Raw genomic sequence first — 17,122 nt, forward strand, 5'->3', positions numbered from 1 at the left:
CTACCACGAGGATCTCAGCCGCGGGCAGCGTCTGACGCATGACGTGATCGAGACAGGTGCGCACATTCTCAGCCCTGTTGTAGGTGACCAAGATCACGGCAGCGCTCAGGTGACTCTGGTCACTCATGTCGTCCCTTCAACACGGTTAGCCCATCGGATCCATCGTACAGATCAAATGCGCAATCAACGGCCCGCAGGGGCGGCCCCCAGCTCCCGGACTGGTGCCAGACGGGTGCCTGGGCGCCCTCTCGTAGAGTTCCTCCAAAGCACGTCGCCTCTGCTCTGGGGGCGACGCGCAGACGCCGAGAGGAGCAGAGCGAGCGGGCCTTTGGCGTTGGTCGCCTTCCTGATGCGCCGTACGATTTGTTCTCCGCACATGTGTGTCAGGGGGGAACGAGACAGTGGGGCTGGGTCACGCGCGCGCTGAAGTGCGGCGCAGGTCTCGGGTGGGCGGGCGAGACCCGCGAAGAATCAATTCAGTGGACGGTTTACGAGCCTGTGCTTTCCTATTGGTCTTCCTTTTCCACACGTGGGAGTTCGCTGGCGCGCCGGACATCCCGCTCGTCGCAGCCATCGTGTCGCAAAACACCCGGCCGGACTTCTTCGTCGTCCTGACAGGATTTGTCCTCTTCCTTCCCTTCGCCCGCTTCAGTTCCCGGCTCGCCGCGTTCGACATCAGGATCTACCTGCGCCGCCGCCTACGACGCATCGTGGTTCCCTACTACGTGGCCCTGGTCGTGGCGGTGGCCATGCCTCAAGTGCTCGTGGCGCTCATGCGGTTGCTCGGCCAGCGGGCTGATTGGCAGCCCGGTCCGAGTTGGGGGGACTGGGCGACCCATCTCTCCTTCACGCACATCTTCTTCGCTGAGTTCTGGGACGGAATCAACGGCAGTCTCTGGACCATGTCCCTCGAGATGCAGCTGTACCTCATCTTCCCGGTGGTGCTTTGGGCCTACGTCCGCTGGGGGACGCGCGGGTTGGCGGGTGGCTTGGCACTCTCCGTGGCCTATCGCTTGCTCGCTGGCCTTGCGGTGGACGGCTCCGGGTTCCCAATGGAGTTCCTGGTCGGAGCCAACGGGCTCGGCCGTCTCGGTCAGTTCATGGCCGGCATCGCGACGGCCCTCTTGGTCTTTCGGCTTCCCGAGCGGGAGAGCTGGAGGCGACCCTGGGTGCTGGTTCCGATCATGGCAACTGCGTACGCCGTCGCGGTCTCCCCGCTGGCCTCTTGGTCGTTCACCTCGATCCGCGAACTCGGGCTTGGCATGGCCTTCGGCTCCCTCATCGCCCTTGTGCTCACCTCACCCTCGTGGGGAAGATTCGCGAGTTGGCGGCCCCTCACTTGGCTCGGCTATCGCGCCTACTCCCTCTTCCTGCTTCACCAACCGACCATGTGGTATTTCAGCGAAATGGCGACCAAGTTCCTGCACATCGAGAACGGCGTTGCGAAACTGCTGCTCCTGTGGACGGCCGGCCTCGGCGTACTCGTGGTGTTGACGCTCCCGTTCTTCATGTGGGTCGAGAAGCCATGCATCGCATGGTCGAAGCGTGCACGCCTCACCTCCGATCCTGCTCAGGCATCCATCGCGACCTGAGCCACCATTCCTCGGTGGTCGCTGCCGGGGACACCGAAGGTACTGATGGCAGCGGTGGTGAGGTGGCCGCTCGTCAACACGTGGTCGATGGCGATGACAGCGGGGGAGTAGCGCGTGCCGAACGTGGGAGCCCAGCCGACGCCGGCCTCCTCGGTGGCGTCCTCCAACCCGGTTCGGGCAAGCAGTTGCTGCATCGGCACATGGTCGCGGGTGGCGTTGAAGTCACCCACGACGACCAACGGTCCCGATTGGCGCAGCGCGGCCGCAGCGACGGCGTCCAACTCGGACTGCCACGCGTCGAACCCGACCACGGGGTTTGTCGTGTGCACCGCCACCACCGTGAGGGGACGCCCCTCGACGTCCAGGCGCAGCACCTGCCGCACCCCGCTCTCCTGCCCGGGTTCGAGCTCGGTGAGCGGCCGCGTGGAGAACACCATGGCGCCGCCGGCGTCCCAGTCCTCAGCTGGCTCACCGACGCGATAGGGGTACTGCTGGGCCCAGCCGCGCGCGTCCAGCCTCCCCAACGCGTCGTAGGTGATCTCCTGCACGACCACGACGTCCGGTCGCAGTTCGGCAGTCTTCTGGGGTAGTTCGCCGTCGCCCCAGCCGTAGTAGAGGTTCACCGACATGATGGTCAGCCGCGCCCCGGACGCCTCGGGTGCGGGGCTGGGCCAGTAAGGCGCCGCCAGCCATGCGTGGGCCACGACGCCGGCCACGGCCGGTAACACCAGCAGCTTCCACCACCCGCGCCCCGCCAGCAGGACCATCAACCCCACGAAACCCCAGGCCACCAGCCCGTACGGCAGGAACGAGGCCGCCATCGTCACCCAGCGGCTCGTCAACTGCCACTGCGGGTTCAGCCCCAACGCCGTCAGCGGCACAGCCCCCAAGGAGACCAGAGCCGCGAGCGTGAGCGCGGCCTCACGGAGTTCCTTGCGGAGACGGGACACACCCAGAGGATAGGCGGGCACGAGGACCCTCGACCCGTCGTCGAGTTTGTGGCCGGACAAGGGGACATGTCCCCCCTGCTCCTTGTAGTATCCGAGGGTTCCAGCGTGGGAAAGGGGTTCGCAACGTGCGCGGACGACGATCGGCGTGGTCAACGTTGGTCCTAGTGGGCCTGCTCGTTGGCACCCTGGCGGTCATCTGGTTCGCGGACGTCACTCTGAAGCAGAAGACCAGCGCGATGTCCGCTCTGCCCGCCCCCGTGACAGTCGCCACCACACCCGCCGACCCCGCCTCTGCTCCGCCCTTGCCCACGGCCGTGTTCATCGGCGACGGCTACACCGCCGGCACCGACGGCAGCGGTTGGTCCGACATCGTGGCCCAAGAGATGGGCTGGCAGGAAGTCAACCTGTCCGTTCCCGGGATGGGCTACCGCCGCGTCCCCGAGACGTGCCCCGAAAAGCCCTGCACCGCCTTCGGCGGGCTCCTCGACAAGGCGGTGGCCGCCAGCCCCACGGTCGTCGTCGTGATGGGCGGTGCCGCCGACGGCGACATGGGGTCCGCCGCCGTGGACACCTTCTACGCAGATCTCCGCGGCGCCCTCCCCGACGCCACCATCTACGCGGTCGGCCCCGCCGTCTCCGACGCCAACCCACCGGCCTGGGTCGCCCGCACCGCCACGAACGTCGAGAAGGCAGCCACCGCCAACGGCGCCACATTCGTCGACATCGGGCAGCCCCTCTCGGGCAAGAAGGCCCTCGTCAACGGCCCCGGCGAACCCACCGTCGCCGGCAGCCGGGCCATCGCCGAGGCCTTCCTCGCCGGCCTCGCCTGACAAGAAACCCCAGCGTTGACAAGAAACCCCCGCGTGAGTCGCCGCATCAGCCCGGTTCTCGTCGCCTTCGCCGTCGTCGCCGTCGGCATCGTCGCCTACGGCTGGCTCTCCCTCCGGGACGCCGCCCCCACGACCGGCCCGTCCGCGGACCCGGTGAGCGGTCTCTTGTGGGTGGACGCGGGACAACTGCCACCCGAGGCGTCCGACACCCTTGCCGCCATCGCCGCCGGCCCGCCTTACCCCTACCGCCAAGACGGCGCCACCTTCTTCAACCGCGAGGGCCTGCTGCCTCCCGAGAACGCCGGGTACTATCGCGAGTTCACCGTCGACACCCCCGGATCGGACGACCGTGGCGCGCGCCGCATCGTCGTCGGCGAGGCGGGGGAGTACTACTGGACCGACGACCACTACAACACCTTCTGGAGGATCCGCCGATGAGCGCAGGCTTCGCCGCCGGCATGTACACGACGTCGGCGCCGGCTGAGTCCGTCGCCGGGGATTGGCGCCTTGCCGGCTGGACGCCGCGCCTTCTGCGTGTCGGCGACGTCGAGAAGGACGCCCGCCGCGAAGCCCTCGTCGCTCTCGGCCGGGCCATGAACTTCCCCGACCACTACGGGGTCAACCTCGACGCCCTCACCGACTGCCTCCGCGATCTCACCGACCCCACCGTCCTCATCTGGGCCGACGGCGCCACCTTCGCCGACGAGCACCCCAAGGCCTGGCAAGCCATCTCCGACGTCCTCGCCGAGCGGGTCAAGGGCGAGCCGCCGTTCGCGTTCGTCCTGTGCGAGCCGAAGGGCAAAGGACGCCGCCGCTGACGCTGGTCAGGCAGCGGAATTGCTCGGAGGTTTCGTCGAGTACCGGTGCTTGATCCGGAGGAACGGCAACTCCAGATAGCGGTAGGAGATTCCTGCAACCAGGACGCTCAACCCTATGCCGATGATGGACCGCACAAGTTGCGGGATACCGAAGTCCACCTGATGCATGAGCAGGCTGATGATGGGGAAGTGGTACAGGTAAATGCCGTAGGCCCTGCGACCGATCCAGGTCAGAGGCGCCCATGACAGGAGGCGACCAGCGAAGCTGTGTGGGGCCTGGACAAGCGAGCCGACGGCTATCGTGCTCAACAGCCCGGCTGCCCCCACTGGACCGGTCAGCCACCATTCAGGGAAATGGATCGGGACGGTCACCAGGGCCAGCAGAGCCAGGGAAGCGGAGGCCGCCAAGATGGTGATGAGCGGGCGAAAGCGTCCGGCTGGCGCGATGCGCGTGAGCGCCCAGGCCAACAGGCTGCCCCAAACGATCGGTGCTCCTCGGAGGTACATGATCCGAACGGGCTCAACCTGCGCTGGCCACGACACCGCCATCCCTACAACCAGGGCCACCGCCATGGCGATGCCAGCGATGCGGAGCAAGGCCCTTCGCCGGGTCAGGAGCAGGGTCAGGAAGGGCCAGACGAAATAGAAGTGCTCTTCAATCGCCAAGGTCCACATGTGCTCGAGTAGCGGGGCCTGATTCCCCAAGCCCACCCACCAGTTGGCCGCATAGAATGCTGAGGCAGCGGCGGCGCCGTAAATGGCCGGGTTCCCGGATCCGATGATTGCCAGCGCGACGACGACAGCCAGCGTTGCCAGGAGAGCCGGATACAAGCGAAGCAGGCGGCGCATGCAGAAGGCACCCACACGAATCCCGCCGGTTCGCGCAATCTCGGCCAAGAGCAGCCATGTGATCAGAAAGCCGCTCAGAGCGAAGAAGATGTCCACTCCGACGTAGCCGTTCACAGCCCACCCGACGGAGCCGTGATAGACGACGACGGCCAGGACCGCGATCGCCCGAAGCCCGTCGAGGGCGTCCCACTGCTGACGCGCATGCAGGCGCTGGGTGGCGGCGTCTGTGACCAAAGGCTCTTTGAGCCCCGCACCGGGCCGATCCCTTTCCTCGGGTGTAGCGGCCATGCGTTCACCTCTCTAGCCCGGTTCGACTGAAGGTATCGAGGTTGCTGACGCCCAGGCGACTCATCTCACCCGGCCGCATGGGCGCCGAGATCGTGCCAGCTGGCTGCACGGATGCATCGACAGTCACAAGCCAGGACGCCGCCGCGAGGCTCGCCCGCGACGGTGGCGAGGGGCTCGGCACCTTCAACCGGGTAAGGCTGGCTGGGCTCCGTGACCCGCTTGCCAGCTTGCGCCGGCGGCGTCCCTGACAGAGCTTGTCAGGGGGGCGTCAGGGTACCCATTGGGGCTTGCGGGGGTTGTGCGCGCTAGCTGGAGCTAGCAGGATGGTGCCCATGGAAGGCAGCGAGGTCCCCACCCACGAGCGCTCGTCGCTCGGGGACTTCATCGCCAGCCAGCGGCGCGCGGCAGAGATGTCACTTCGCCAGCTTGCCGACCGCGCTGGGATCTCGAATCCCTATGTCAGTCAGATCGAACGAGGGCTGCGCAAGCCGTCCGCGGAGGTACTGAGCCAGATCGCCACCGCCTTGTCGGTGTCGGCCGAATCGCTGTACGTCCGCGCCGGACTCCTCGACGGGCAGGCCACACGGCCCACCCAGACGGAACGCGCGATCTCGAACGACCCCGGGCTGTCCCCGGCGCAGAAGCAAGCGCTCATCGGGGTCTATCTGGCCTTCACCGGCCAGGAGGACCAAGAACCTGAACCGACCCACCAGCAGGACCCGGAAACCCCGGACCAGCACAAGGAGTGAACATGTCCGACCAGTACAACGAGCAGAGCCACGACGGCCAGCAGTTCGCCGAGGACTTCGCTGCCGACGAGCACAAGACCACCCCGACGACCGTGCCGGGCGACAAGCTGACCCCAGAGAAGGTCGGCGAGATGGCCATCAAGTACGCCACCGAGACCGTCTACGCCGCCGCCGGCGTCGCCAACCTGGTGGCGGAGAAGGCCAAGGTGTTCTTCGAGCAGCAGCGCAAGCAGCTCGCCGCCAAGACCCCCGAGGGAGTCGACCCGAACTTCAAGCAGTTCGTCGACACCATGCCCGACCAGTTCAAGACCTTCCTCGACGAAGTCACCAAGCAGTACCACGAGATGGCCGAGCGCGGCCGCCACGCCGTCGCAGACCTGCAGCAGCAGGTCAACGCCACGCGCGCCGAGAAGCCCGCACCCAGCGAGGCCTTCGACCTGCACGAGGGTGCCGACGTGGAGGACGCCGAGTCCGTCGTCGCCCCCGACGTGGACGATCAGGCCGACGCTGCTCCCTCCGAGCACGCCGACGCCCCGGCCGAGGGTGACCAGAACCAGAGCTTCTGATCCTCAGAACGAATCAAGACCCCACGGGGGCTCGGCGTCACGCCGGGCCCTCGTGGCCGTGTGCTCTGAGTTCCTGGGAGGTCTTGAGCCCGCGCGCGAAGCGGCGCACAGCGCTCATGGCAGGACCAAGAAGTCGCCACCAACGACGGTGCGGACCCAGGTCGAGCAGTTCGGTCGCTCGTGCGCTTTCGCGGGACCTGGAGGCGGAGAACTCGGGATCTGATGTGGTGGTCCCCATATCCGTCACGAATTGGACGTTCTTGATGGTTGCGTTCGGCTTGAGCTGGCTCCAGAAAAGCCAGTTGTCTCCTCCCCAGATCTTGAGTTCGTCCGGGATCGGGGAGTAGTCAGCGCGACGCAGGCACATGAACGTGCCCAGCTTCGCGTTGAACTCGAACTGCAAGCGCCAGGTGGGGCGGCCTCGCACATCCTCGAGGTAGCTGGCCTCGTCGGGGGCCACAAGTCCAACCAGCCCGGTACGGAGCAGTCGAGCCGCAACGTCGAACGCGGCATCACCGAATCGCACGTCGTCGTTGATGATGGCCAGCCAGTCGCCGCGTGCCTCTAGTGCGCCAAGATTCCATGCGGGGTTCACGTAAATGTTCTCGGCCTGCTGCAGCACCCTCACCTTCGGCGAATCCCAAGTCAGGGGGGCCTTGGCGTTGTTGATCACCAGAACTTCGAGGACCAGCGGATGAGCGGAGCACTGCTGCACCAGCGGCCAAAGGTCCGGCGACCGTTGTAGCGTGGGGATGACTACCGAGAACATCGCAGCATCCTCCCACGCAACCACACTCTGGGGCGATGCGCTCATCTATGGCGGAAATGGCCGCAACAGGCCCGACAGGCCCCTCCCTACGCTGGCGTCATGCCATCGTTCCGACTCGAGCTGGAGATCCTCGGCGCTCGCCCGGGCGTCGCGCCGCCGGCGGTGCTCGACACGCTGCTCGGCTTCTTCGTCGCCGAAGGTCTCCACGTCGACGCCCATGACCTCGACGTGGTCGCCGGGACGGCGCGGTTGTACGTCCGCTTCGTGGTGCCCGAGTCGAACGACAGCGAGGAGGACGCCGATGCGTTCGTCATCGCCGACGCCGCGCGCAAAGCCGTGGACGCGGTCGCCGTACCCGGACGCGTCTGGGTACTGCGGCGCGAACGTGGCACGTGGCTCCCGGCCCGCTGGCACCATCCGTCGCCGGTCGTTGCGGAAGAGTAGGTCGACGGACTCGATCAGATGCTCTGGAAAGGCCCGACCAGCGGGCGTCAGGCGCCCTGGCTGTAGATGAGCACCGAGTACGGAGCAATCGTGACGTTGCCGTGGAAGTCCAGACCGTCCGCTCCCTCGTCGTGAGCCTCCAGGTCGAAGCTTTCCGCGTGCCCGAACAGGGCGCTGTAGCTGGGGGCGTCCGAATTGAACCGGAGCGTCCACAACCCACCCGACGGCAACCCGACCCGCTGATCCTCGCGCCCCTGCGCGCTCAGGTTCACCACCACGACCACCGAGTCGCCCGGGCCGCCCTCGGCCCAGCGATGGTAGGCGAGCAGGTTCGTCTCCTCGTCGGCGTGGAACACGTGGATGTTGCCGCCCGTCAGCCCCCGCGAATGCCCCCACCGGTTGAGGCGCAGGCTGATGAGATCGGCGTACAGGTTGGCGATGCCGGCGAAATCCTCACGGCGACGCCAGTCCAACGGCACATCGTCGCGGAACCAGCCGCCCTCCAGGAACTCCTGCCCCTGGAACAGCATCGGAATGCCCGGCGCGGTCAGCATGAGCGCCGCCCCCAGCGTGGACCGCTTCTGTGCCGCCCAGCCGGACTGGTCGCCCTCGTCGACGGACGCCGGCACGCGCGACCGCCCGTTCGCCACCTCGTCGTGCGACTCGGTGTAGATGACCCGGGCGAAAGGGTCCCCGTAGGAGTGGGTGAGGGCGTCCGTCACGTCGGCGATCGACCGGTAGTGATCCTCGACCTGCTCCAACGCCTCCCGCACCGGGTGCACGAACAGCGCATCCCACTGGGCGTGGAAGGCGGCACCGCCGGCGTCCGTCGACGTGACATGCGGGTCGCCGTGGAGATCCTCCGCGATGATGATCCGCCCCGGATACTCCTGGCGGACGGTCTCCGCCAGCCAGCGCATCAGGTCCCAGCCCTCGGGCAGATTCCGCTCCGTGCCGTCGACCGATCGCATGAACGGCGTCATGTCGAGGCGCAGGCCGTCCATTTGGTAGTTCGCCAGCCACATGAGCACGTTGTCGCGGAGGTAGCGGCGCACCTCCTCGCGCCCGTAGTCGGGGCGGGTGTCTCCCCACGGCGTGCTCGCCCGCCAGTCGTTGTAGAAGTAGATGCCGCCCAGATCGTTCTCGCTCCAGCCGTCGAACTGCCACAGGTCGAGGTCGGACGGTCCGAAATGGTTGTACACCACATCGAGGATCACCGCGATGCCGCGCTCGTGGGCCTGCTTGACGAGGGACTTCAGCGCGTCGGGCCCGCCGTAGGCGCTTTCCACGGCGAACGGGTCCGACGGGTTGTAGCCCCACGACTGGTCGCCCGCGAACTCCGCCACCGGCATCAGCTGGATCGCGTTCACCCCCAGGTCGACGAGGTGGTCGAGGCGTTCGGCGACGTCGTGCAGCGTGCCGTCGGCGTCCGGACCGTTGTTGAACGTGCCCACATGCAACTCGTAGATGACCATCGAGTTGTGCGGCGGGCAGTTCGCACCGTTCCCGCCCCAGTCGAACGCGTCGTGGTTGTAGAGCACCGAGTTGCCCACCGAGTTGGTGACCTGGAACGAGTACGGGTCGCGGCGCGCAAACCCGTTGTCGTCGTTGGCGAGCCAGAGCTTGTATTCGTGGCCGGCCGAGGCGTTCTCGATGGGCGGGTGGTACCAGTAGCCGTTCTCCTCCGACGTCATCGGGTTGGCCTCGACGCTCCAGTCGTTGAACTCGCCGATCACGGCGACCGAACGCGCGTGTGGGGCCCAGACCCGGAACGCAAACCCCTCGGACGCCTTGATCGCGCCCATGCCCGGCAGGTGCTCGGCCACGTGGCCCTCCTCTCGATGGTGCTCACAACCTAGTGGGACCGCGGTGGCGGAGGAAAACAGGCGCGCGTGGACGCCCGAGTGGGACACTTCCGGGTATGAGGTGGCCCAAGGGGATCCTGTTCGACGTCGACGGCACGCTCGTCGATTCCGAGCCGCTGCACCAGCAGACGATCCGCAACTTCTTCGACGCCCGCCAGTGGGACTACGACGAGGCCTTGGTCGCCAGTTTCACCGGACGCCGCCCCCACGAAGTCTTCGCCCACGATCCGGGGCCGTGGGTGGGTTTCAACGACGACCCCATCGCCCTGCTCATGGAGATGTTCACCCACCAGCCGCTCGACATGAAACCCGTGGCCGTCGCAGGGGCCGCCGACCTCATCCGGGCCGCCCGGGATGCGGACGTGCTGCTCGGGCTCGTCACGTCGGCGAACCAGGGGTGGGTGGACGTGTGCGTCGGCGAAGTGCTCGGCGTGCTCGACCACATGGACGCCGTCGTCACCGGCGACCAGGTGACCCACGGCAAGCCTGCGCCGGACGGCTTCCTCCTCGGCGCCGAGAAGCTCGGGCTCGACCCGGGGGACTGCTGGGCGTTCGAGGACTCACCCGACGGCGTCCGCTCCGCCGTCGCCGCCGGCATGGGCCGCGTGTTCGGTCTGACGACCACCTTCGGCGTCGAGGTCCTCGAGGACGCCGGCGCCCACCAGATCGTCCCGGACCTCAGCGGCGTCGCCGAAGCGGCGGGGCGCTAACGGCTCGCGCAGGGGAGCATGCCGCCCTGTCGACACGCACCTACCCGCACGTTCGCGCGGAGGGGCGCCACGCGCTGTGTGCGCAAAGTTTGCGTACTGTGAAAGGTTATTGCGCACTGTTAAGAGCGGACGACTAGCCCCGATACGGGCGACAGGAGCAGAATCGGGCCACTCGGCCTTGTCCCAACGGGGGGATTCCCATGCGCACCACCACACGAGACACGCGGCTCGCCGCATTCATCGCGGTCCTCACCGTCATTCTTGGGCTGTTGCCCTTCGGGGCGCCCCGCGCGCTCGCCGCGGACCCGGTCGTCACGCTCGTCGGCAGCCTGCAGTACGAACTCGGCTGCGCTGACGACTGGGCGCCGGAGTGCACGGCCACGCGCATGACGAACGACGGCAGCGGCACCTACGTGTACAGCACCGACCAGTCGCCCGCCGGAACCTACGAGTTCAAGGTCGCGCTGAACAACTCCTGGGCCGAGAACTACGGCGCCAACGGCGAGCCCGGTGGGGCGAACATTCCCGTGACGATGACCGCCGGGCAGACGCTCACGTTCACCTGGAACTCGACCACCAAGGTGCCGAGCGTGACGGCGTCCGGAATGCCCGCACACGACGACACCGTCTGGTGGGACGGGGTCAAGCACGACTCCCGCGACACGCTCTACCGGACGCCGACCGGCGCCGTCGAGCAGGGCACAGCCGTCACCCTCCGGCTGCGCACGTACCACGACGACGTCACGTCCGTCACGCTGCGGCTCTACTCGCTGGACGCCGGCGGCGCCGCCATGCAGCCGATGACGCGGGTGGCGTCCGGAGTGTCCTGCGCCGACGAAGCGCTCGCGAAGTACACGTGCGACTACTGGGAATACACCATCCCCGCCGACCACCCGGCCGACAACCTGTGGTACAGGTTCGTGGTCACCGACGGCACCGACACCGACTACTACGCCGACAACACCCCCGCCCTGGACGGCGGCGTCGGGGCCGTCACCGAAGATGCCGTCGACCAGTCCTACGCGCTGATGATCCACGAGCCCGGCTTCACCGCGCCCGCGTGGGCCAAGGACCAGGTCGTCTACCAGATCTTCCCCGACCGCTTCCTCAACGGACGCTCCAACAACGACCTGCCCACCGGCTCCGTGCGCTACGACGACCCCGTCATCAAAATGGCGTGGAACGACCGGCCCGAGGGCTACTGCCGCGACTACAGCGACGCCAGCCCCGTCACCTGCCCCTGGCGCTTCGGTAAGCCGGCGGATGCCGCGTCCGACATCGAGCAGCCCCGCGGCCGCGACTACTACGGCGGCGACCTCAAGGGCGTCGACCAGAAGCTCGACTACCTCAAGACCCTGGGCGTCTCGACCATCTACTTCAACCCGATCTTCGACGCCGGCTCCAACCACAGCTACGACACGCAGGACTACACGAAGATCGACCCCGCCTTCGGCACCAGCAAGGACTTCGACAACCTGCTCAAGCACGCCCGCCAGCGCGGCATGCGCGTCGTCCTCGACGGGGTGTTCAACCACATGAGCTCCGACAGCCCCTTCTTCGACCGCTACGGCCACTACGACACGGTCGGCGCCTGCGAATCCATGGACTCCCCGTGGCGGGACTGGTTCACCTTCAAGCCCGAAGCCGGCGGCCCCTGCGTCGGACCAGACGGCGCCAACACGATGGCCTACGAGGGCTGGTTCGGCTTCGACTCGATCCCCGTCCTCACGAAGACGGACGCCGAGGTGCAGGCGTACTTCCTCACCGCCGACGACGCGATCGCCAAGCTCTGGCTCCAGGCCGGTGCGGCCGGCTGGCGCCTCGACGTGTCCGGCGACGCCTCCTTCCCCGACGGCTACTGGGAGACCTTCCGCACCGAGACCAAGGCCGTCGCGCCCGACTCGCTGTCGATCTCCGAGACGTGGCAGAAGGACTCGACGCTGCTCCGCATGATCCGCGGCGACCGCCTCGACACCACCATGAACTACCGTCTTCGGGACGCGGTGCTCGGACTGCTCGCGCCGCAGCCGTTCAACAGCAAGGGCTTCGCCGACTCAGGCCGGCAGATCACGCCCACCGAGTTCGCGAACCGGCTCGCCTCCGTCCGCGAGGACTACCCGGACGCCGCCTACTACGCGCTGCTCAACCTGCTCGACAGTCACGACACCGAACGCGCCCTCTGGACGCTCACCGACGGCCAGTACAACCGGGAGCGCGACGCCTACGGCGCCGACGACCTCCAGCGGCTGCGCATGGCGGCGCTCATCCAGTTCACCCAGGCCGGCATGCCGAGCATCTACTACGGCGACGAGGTCGGCGTGACCGGGGCGGACGACCCCGACGACCGCCACACGGTGCCGTGGGCCGACAAGGGAGGCTCGCCGAACATGCAGCTCTACGCCTGGTACGCGGCGCTCGCCGGGGCCCGTAAGGCCGATCCGGCCCTCACCCGCGGCGACTTCCGGGTGCTCCTGGCCGACGACGCCAACGGCACCGTCGCGTACGGCCGCAAGACGGACGCCAACGGCGCGGTGGTGGCGCTCAACGTGTCCGGTGCGACGCGGACGCTGGCGATCCCGGTCGGCGGCTACCTGCCCGACGGAACCGTCCTCACCGTGAAGGCGTCCGCCGGCGTCCCGACCGGCACGAAGGCGACGGTGGCGGGCGGCGTCCTCACCGTGACCTTGCCGGCAGGCGCAGGCGCCTACTGGTCGACCGGCACCACCGACCTCGCCGGACCCACCGCGCCGGCCGTCACCGTCACCGGCGAGGGCAACGGCTCGGTCAGCCTCTCCTGGGCTGCTGTGCCGGACGCCGTCGCCTACGACGTCTACTACTCGCCGGTCTCGGGCGGCGGCTACGTGAAGATGAATGCGGCGCCCGTGACGGGCACGACGTTCACGGTCACCGGGCTGCCGAACGCGCAGGTGGGCTACTTCGTGGTGCGGGCCATCGACGCCGCGGGCAACGTGGGTGCGGCGTCCAACGAGGTGACGGGCGTGCCGCATGCCTCCGTCGGCTGGGCCAACCTGCAGTGGCCGCCGGAGCTGACCTGGACGCTGTCCGCGGCGACGCGCACCGACAACGTGTACGGCCAGATCTGGATCGAGGGCGTCACCAACGCCGCGGGCCAGGGAGCGGGCGTGGTCGCGCAGGCCGGCTATGGCCCGCAGGGGACCGCGCCCACGGCGTCCGGCTGGGTGTGGGTGGACGCCACCTTCAACACCGACGCGGGCAACAACGACGAGTACAAGGCGTCGTTCCAGCCCACGGCGGCCGGGACGTACAGCTACCTGTACCGCTACTCCGTGACCGGCGGGCGCGACTGGGTGTACGCGGATCGCTCGGGAATCGTGCCCGGTGAGGCGGTGCCCGGGTCGCCCGGCCTGTTGACCGTGCTGCCGGCCGCCGATACCACCGCTCCTGCGGTGCCGACCGGTCTGAGCGTGGTGTCTGCGGCGCCGACCGGCGTCGAGCTGTCCTGGGCGGCCGTGAGCGACGCCGACCTGTACGGCTACGAGATCAGACGCCGCACGCCCGGCGCGGGTAAGTTCGTGGTGATCGGCTCGACGCCGGATGTGGCGTACACCGATGCGACGGTCGTGGAGGGCGGCACGTACGAGTACGCGGTGCGGGCCGTGGATGCGTCGGCGAACCGGTCGGCGTGGTCGGAGCCGGTCACGGCGACGGCGGCGCTGCGCCAGGTGGCGGTGACGTTCCGGGTGACCGTGCCCGCCACGACGCCCGCCGACGCGACGGTGTACATCGCCGGCTCGCTGGACCGCCTGAGCGGCGGGCTTCCGGCGTGGAACCCCGGCGGGGTGGCGTTGACGAAGGTCGACGCGACCACGTGGCAGGTGACGCTGACGGGCACCGAGGGCACCCAGGTGGAGTACAAGTACACCCTCGGCAGCTGGGAGAAGGTCGAGAAGGACGGCACGTGCGGTGAGCTGGGCAATCGCTCCGTCACCCTGGCGTGGGGCGCCGACGGCGCACCGGTCGTCAGCGACACCGTCCTGAACTGGCGCAACGTCGCTCCCTGCGGAAACTGACGGGCTGCCCTGCGGAGGTAGACCGTCCCGGACTGGGGCCCTCGGCGTCGGACTACGCCGGGGGCCCCTCCGGTTGGCGGGGCGTGTCGCCCGCTGGTCGAGCGTGTCGAGACGGGTTCGGCCAGCGGTGGGCCGCTGGGCCAGCGGGCTGGCATGATGACCCGATGACCGACGGCTTGCACTGGACGCACCTCGACGCAGGGTCCGTCCCCGCCTGGGCGGAACTGACGAACCACCTCGCCGAGGTGGATGGCACGGAGGAGTTCTACGACGCCGAGGACCTCGCCGAGGAACTCGGGGAGTCCGGCTTCACACCCGAGCGGGACTCGTGGGCGGTCTGGTCGGGTGAGGTGTTGATCGCCTACGGGCAGCTCCGGGTGGGGCAGCAACCCAACAACGAAGGCGTGCTCCGCTGCCAGCTGGACGGCGGTGTCCGGAAGGACTTCCGTGGCCGGGGCATCGGCCGGCGGCTCATGGACCTCATGGAGGCGCGCGCCACCGAGCTGGCCGCCCAGCGCGCCCCCGGCGTGCCCGCCCTCTGGCGGGCGAGCGGAGGAGTCGAGGGGGCGTCCGTGCGGCGGCTGCTGGCGCACCGGGGCTACGCCGTGGCGCGGTATTTCAACGAGTTGGCGTTGCGGCTGCCGGCGTCCGTGGCGCTGACCGTGCCCGACGGCGTCCGGCTCGTGAGCCCCGGGCCCGAGCACGAGGAGGTGACGCGCGTGGCGCACAACCTCGCCTTCGCCGACCATTGGGGGTCGGGCGCGTCGAACCCCGCCCAGTGGCACGACTTCTGGTCGGGGCGTTCCTTGCGGTTCGACGTGTCGACGCTCGCCCTGGACGCCGCGGGTGCGGTCCTGGCGTACGTGTTGGCCGGGCAGTGGGTCGACCGGCAGCTGTGGATCGACATCGTGGGGACGATCCCGTCGGCGCGCGGGCGCGGCCTCGCCGGGGCGTGCCTCGGACGGACGGTGGCGGCGGCGTCCGATTCGGGGAACTACGACGTGGTCGAACTGCAGGTCGACTCCGAGAGCCCCACGGGAGCGCCGCGCGTCTACGAGCGGCTCGGGTTCGCGACGACCAAGACCTTTGCCACGATGCAGCGGCGTCCCCCCTGCGAGGGTTAGGGTTTGCACAAACCAGAGCGAGGGGGTTGACATGGCCGAGCACGAGGCGTCCGCGGTGAAGAAGGTCGGCATCCTGACGGCAGGCGGTGACAGCCCGGGCCTGAACGCGACGATCCGCGGATTCGGCAAGGCGGCCATCGGTCGCTACGGGATGGAGCTGGTCGGGTTCCGCGACGGCATCCGCGGCCTCGCGGAGAACCGGTTCGTCCCGCTCGACTCCAAGGCGCTCTCGGGCATCCTCACCGTGGGCGGCACGATCCTCGGCACGAGCCGCGACAAGGTGCACCGCATGGAGGTGGACGGCGAGATCCGCGACATGCGCGAGACCATCGCCGAGAACCTCAAGGCGGAGGGCATCGACGCGCTCGTGGTGCTGGGCGGTGGCGGCTCACAGAAGAACGCCATGCGCCTGGCGAAGGTGGGCGTCAACGTCATCCATCTACCCAAGACCATCGACAACGACGTCGCCGGCACCGACGCCACCTTCGGCTTCACCACCGCGCTCGAAATCGCGACGGACGCCATCGACCGGCTGCACTCCACCGCCCACAGCCATCACCGGATCATCGTCGCGGAGATCATGGGGCACAAGGCCGGCTGGCTGGCGCTCGGCGCGGGCATCGCGGGCGGCGCCGACGTGATCCTGATCCCCGAAATCCCCTACGACATCGAGAAGGTCGTGGCCACCATCAACCGACGCGTCGAGCGCGGCACCAGCTTCTCCGTGGTCGCCGTCGCCGAAGGCGCCATGGACACCGATGACGCCCGCGCCATGGCGAACGCCCAGGCGCTGCTCGACGGCGCGTCGACGCCCGAGGCGAAGGCTGCTGCCAAGGCCCACAAGGCCGCCCTCGAGACGGCCCACCGCGAGAACACGTTCATGCTCGCCCGCAAGCTCGAGGAAGCGACGGGCATGGAGGCGCGCGTCACCATCCTCGGCTATGTGCAGCGCGGCGGGACGCCCTGTGGCGTCGACCGCCTTCTCGCCACCCGGTTGGGTGCCGCCGCCGCGGACGCCGCCGCTGCCGGCCACTTCGGGGTGATGGTGGCTTCCAAGGGGGACGGGACCGAACTCGTTCCGCTGGAGAACGTGGCCGGTGTGCTCAAGACCGTTCCCCTCGACCACCCGTGGATCAAGGCGGCCCGCGAGGTCGGGACGGCGCTCGGGGATTGACGCCCCCACGGCCGTCCGGCGACGGCGGTCAGCCGGGGATGGCCTCGGTGAGGACGCGCGCGAGGGCGTCCGGCTGGCTGAACATGGGCCAATGGCCGGAGTCGAGATCGACGAACGTGAGCGACGCCACGTCCGCCAGTTCGGAGATCTCGCCCGCGGCCAGCCACGCGCGCGCCTCGTCGGGTGAGTACTCGGGGCAGACCATCACCACTGGCACCGCGCGCCGGGCGGGGTCGGTGTAGCGCACGATCCCCTCGACCACGCTCCGCGGCATCGGGTGCGCGCCGGCGGCGACGGCCTGTTTGGTCGCGTCGTCGAGGTCGTCGGAGTCGCGACCCGCGA

At 68.5% G+C, this 17,122-nt stretch carries 17 protein-coding genes; 11 read left to right on the forward strand and 6 right to left on the reverse strand.

Annotated features, from left to right (window positions below; translation table 11 throughout):
• Positions 1-127 (reverse strand): glycosyltransferase (locus Q1K57_RS15715; protein WP_366525349.1); only part of this gene is annotated, 127 nt, incomplete at its 3' end.
• A gap of 352 nt (positions 128-479) precedes the next feature.
• Here Q1K57_RS15715 and Q1K57_RS06880 point away from each other — a divergent pair.
• A complete protein-coding gene (locus Q1K57_RS06880) occupies positions 480-1,592 on the forward strand; it encodes an acyltransferase (RefSeq protein ID WP_300080296.1) in 1,113 nt (370 codons plus the stop codon).
• Here Q1K57_RS06880 and Q1K57_RS06885 read toward each other — a convergent pair.
• Positions 1,571-2,542: an endonuclease/exonuclease/phosphatase family protein gene (locus tag Q1K57_RS06885; RefSeq protein ID WP_300080298.1), complete on the reverse strand. Its 972-nt coding sequence runs from the start codon at positions 2,540-2,542 to the stop codon at positions 1,571-1,573. The genes Q1K57_RS06880 and Q1K57_RS06885 overlap by 22 nt on opposite strands.
• A gap of 164 nt (positions 2,543-2,706) precedes the next feature.
• Between Q1K57_RS06885 and Q1K57_RS06890 the strand changes: the two genes are divergently transcribed.
• From Q1K57_RS06890 to Q1K57_RS06900, 3 genes are read left to right on the forward strand one after another with little or no spacing between them, the layout of a single operon-like run.
• A complete protein-coding gene (locus tag Q1K57_RS06890; protein ID WP_300080300.1) occupies positions 2,707-3,372 on the forward strand; it encodes an SGNH/GDSL hydrolase family protein in 666 nt (221 codons plus the stop codon).
• Between the two features lie 33 nt (positions 3,373-3,405).
• Entirely contained in the window at positions 3,406-3,810 is a 405-nt protein-coding gene (locus Q1K57_RS06895) for a ribonuclease domain-containing protein (protein WP_300080302.1), read from the forward strand.
• Positions 3,807-4,190, forward strand: coding sequence for a barstar family protein (locus Q1K57_RS06900; protein ID WP_300080304.1), 384 nt, complete (start codon positions 3,807-3,809; stop codon positions 4,188-4,190). The genes Q1K57_RS06895 and Q1K57_RS06900 overlap by 4 nt, the downstream gene beginning before the upstream one ends.
• Positions 4,191-4,196: 6 nt before the next feature.
• Here Q1K57_RS06900 and Q1K57_RS06905 read toward each other — a convergent pair whose 3' ends face one another.
• Positions 4,197-5,327, reverse strand: coding sequence for an acyltransferase (locus tag Q1K57_RS06905; protein ID WP_300080306.1), 1,131 nt, complete (start codon positions 5,325-5,327; stop codon positions 4,197-4,199).
• 332 nt (positions 5,328-5,659) lie between these two features.
• Between Q1K57_RS06905 and Q1K57_RS06910 the strand changes: the two genes are divergently transcribed.
• The gene (locus Q1K57_RS06910) at positions 5,660-6,076 is read left to right on the forward strand and encodes a helix-turn-helix transcriptional regulator (protein WP_300080307.1); all 417 of its coding nucleotides are present in this window, start codon (positions 5,660-5,662) and stop codon (positions 6,074-6,076) included.
• Between the two features lie 2 nt (positions 6,077-6,078).
• A complete protein-coding gene (locus tag Q1K57_RS06915) occupies positions 6,079-6,642 on the forward strand; it encodes a hypothetical protein (protein WP_300080309.1) in 564 nt (187 codons plus the stop codon).
• Positions 6,643-6,679: 37 nt separating this feature from the next.
• Here Q1K57_RS06915 and Q1K57_RS06920 read toward each other — a convergent pair whose 3' ends face one another.
• Positions 6,680-7,411 (reverse strand): glycosyltransferase, encoded by a 732-nt coding sequence (locus Q1K57_RS06920; RefSeq protein WP_300080311.1) that lies wholly within the window; start codon positions 7,409-7,411, stop codon positions 6,680-6,682.
• A gap of 99 nt (positions 7,412-7,510) precedes the next feature.
• On the opposite strand from Q1K57_RS06920, the gene Q1K57_RS06925 reads away from it, so the two are divergent.
• Positions 7,511-7,855 (forward strand): hypothetical protein, encoded by a 345-nt coding sequence (locus Q1K57_RS06925; protein ID WP_300080313.1) that lies wholly within the window; start codon positions 7,511-7,513, stop codon positions 7,853-7,855.
• A gap of 47 nt (positions 7,856-7,902) precedes the next feature.
• On the opposite strand, the gene Q1K57_RS06930 is transcribed toward Q1K57_RS06925, so the two are convergent.
• A complete protein-coding gene (locus Q1K57_RS06930; RefSeq protein ID WP_300080315.1) occupies positions 7,903-9,681 on the reverse strand; it encodes an alpha-amylase family glycosyl hydrolase in 1,779 nt (592 codons plus the stop codon).
• A 95-nt stretch (positions 9,682-9,776) separates the two neighbouring features.
• On the opposite strand from Q1K57_RS06930, the gene Q1K57_RS06935 reads away from it, so the two are divergent.
• The 4 genes from Q1K57_RS06935 (at position 9,777) to Q1K57_RS06950 (ending at position 16,780) form a co-directional block, all read left to right on the forward strand.
• Positions 9,777-10,430, forward strand: coding sequence for an HAD-IA family hydrolase (locus Q1K57_RS06935; protein ID WP_300080317.1), 654 nt, complete (start codon positions 9,777-9,779; stop codon positions 10,428-10,430).
• A 200-nt stretch (positions 10,431-10,630) separates the two neighbouring features.
• Positions 10,631-14,482: an alpha-amylase family glycosyl hydrolase gene (locus Q1K57_RS06940; RefSeq protein ID WP_300080319.1), complete on the forward strand. Its 3,852-nt coding sequence runs from the start codon at positions 10,631-10,633 to the stop codon at positions 14,480-14,482.
• 164 nt (positions 14,483-14,646) lie between these two features.
• Entirely contained in the window at positions 14,647-15,606 is a 960-nt protein-coding gene (locus Q1K57_RS06945; protein WP_300080321.1) for a GNAT family N-acetyltransferase, read from the forward strand.
• A gap of 31 nt (positions 15,607-15,637) precedes the next feature.
• A complete protein-coding gene (locus tag Q1K57_RS06950; RefSeq protein WP_300080323.1) occupies positions 15,638-16,780 on the forward strand; it encodes an ATP-dependent 6-phosphofructokinase in 1,143 nt (380 codons plus the stop codon).
• A gap of 28 nt (positions 16,781-16,808) precedes the next feature.
• Here Q1K57_RS06950 and Q1K57_RS06955 read toward each other — a convergent pair.
• On the reverse strand, positions 16,809-17,122 hold a 314-nt coding region (locus Q1K57_RS06955), incomplete at its 5' end, for a hypothetical protein (protein WP_300080325.1).

This window comes from Propioniciclava sp. (genome assembly GCF_029977985.1).
In the GTDB taxonomy this organism is placed as follows: Bacteria; Actinomycetota; Actinomycetes; order Propionibacteriales; family Propionibacteriaceae; genus Propioniciclava.

Coding starts and splice junctions, on each gene's coding strand:
- Q1K57_RS06900 (WP_300080304.1), top strand. CDS start 3,807: ATGAGCGCAGGCTTCGCCGCCGGCATGTACACGACGTCGGCGCCGGCT.
- Q1K57_RS06905 (WP_300080306.1), bottom strand. CDS start 5,327: ATGGCCGCTACACCCGAGGAAAGGGATCGGCCCGGTGCGGGGCTCAAA.
- Q1K57_RS06910 (WP_300080307.1), top strand. CDS start 5,660: ATGGAAGGCAGCGAGGTCCCCACCCACGAGCGCTCGTCGCTCGGGGAC.
- Q1K57_RS06915 (WP_300080309.1), top strand. CDS start 6,079: ATGTCCGACCAGTACAACGAGCAGAGCCACGACGGCCAGCAGTTCGCC.
- Q1K57_RS06920 (WP_300080311.1), bottom strand. CDS start 7,411: ATGTTCTCGGTAGTCATCCCCACGCTACAACGGTCGCCGGACCTTTGG.
- Q1K57_RS06925 (WP_300080313.1), top strand. CDS start 7,511: ATGCCATCGTTCCGACTCGAGCTGGAGATCCTCGGCGCTCGCCCGGGC.
- Q1K57_RS06935 (WP_300080317.1), top strand. CDS start 9,777: ATGAGGTGGCCCAAGGGGATCCTGTTCGACGTCGACGGCACGCTCGTC.
- Q1K57_RS06940 (WP_300080319.1), top strand. CDS start 10,631: ATGCGCACCACCACACGAGACACGCGGCTCGCCGCATTCATCGCGGTC.
- Q1K57_RS06945 (WP_300080321.1), top strand. CDS start 14,647: ATGACCGACGGCTTGCACTGGACGCACCTCGACGCAGGGTCCGTCCCC.
- Q1K57_RS06950 (WP_300080323.1), top strand. CDS start 15,638: ATGGCCGAGCACGAGGCGTCCGCGGTGAAGAAGGTCGGCATCCTGACG.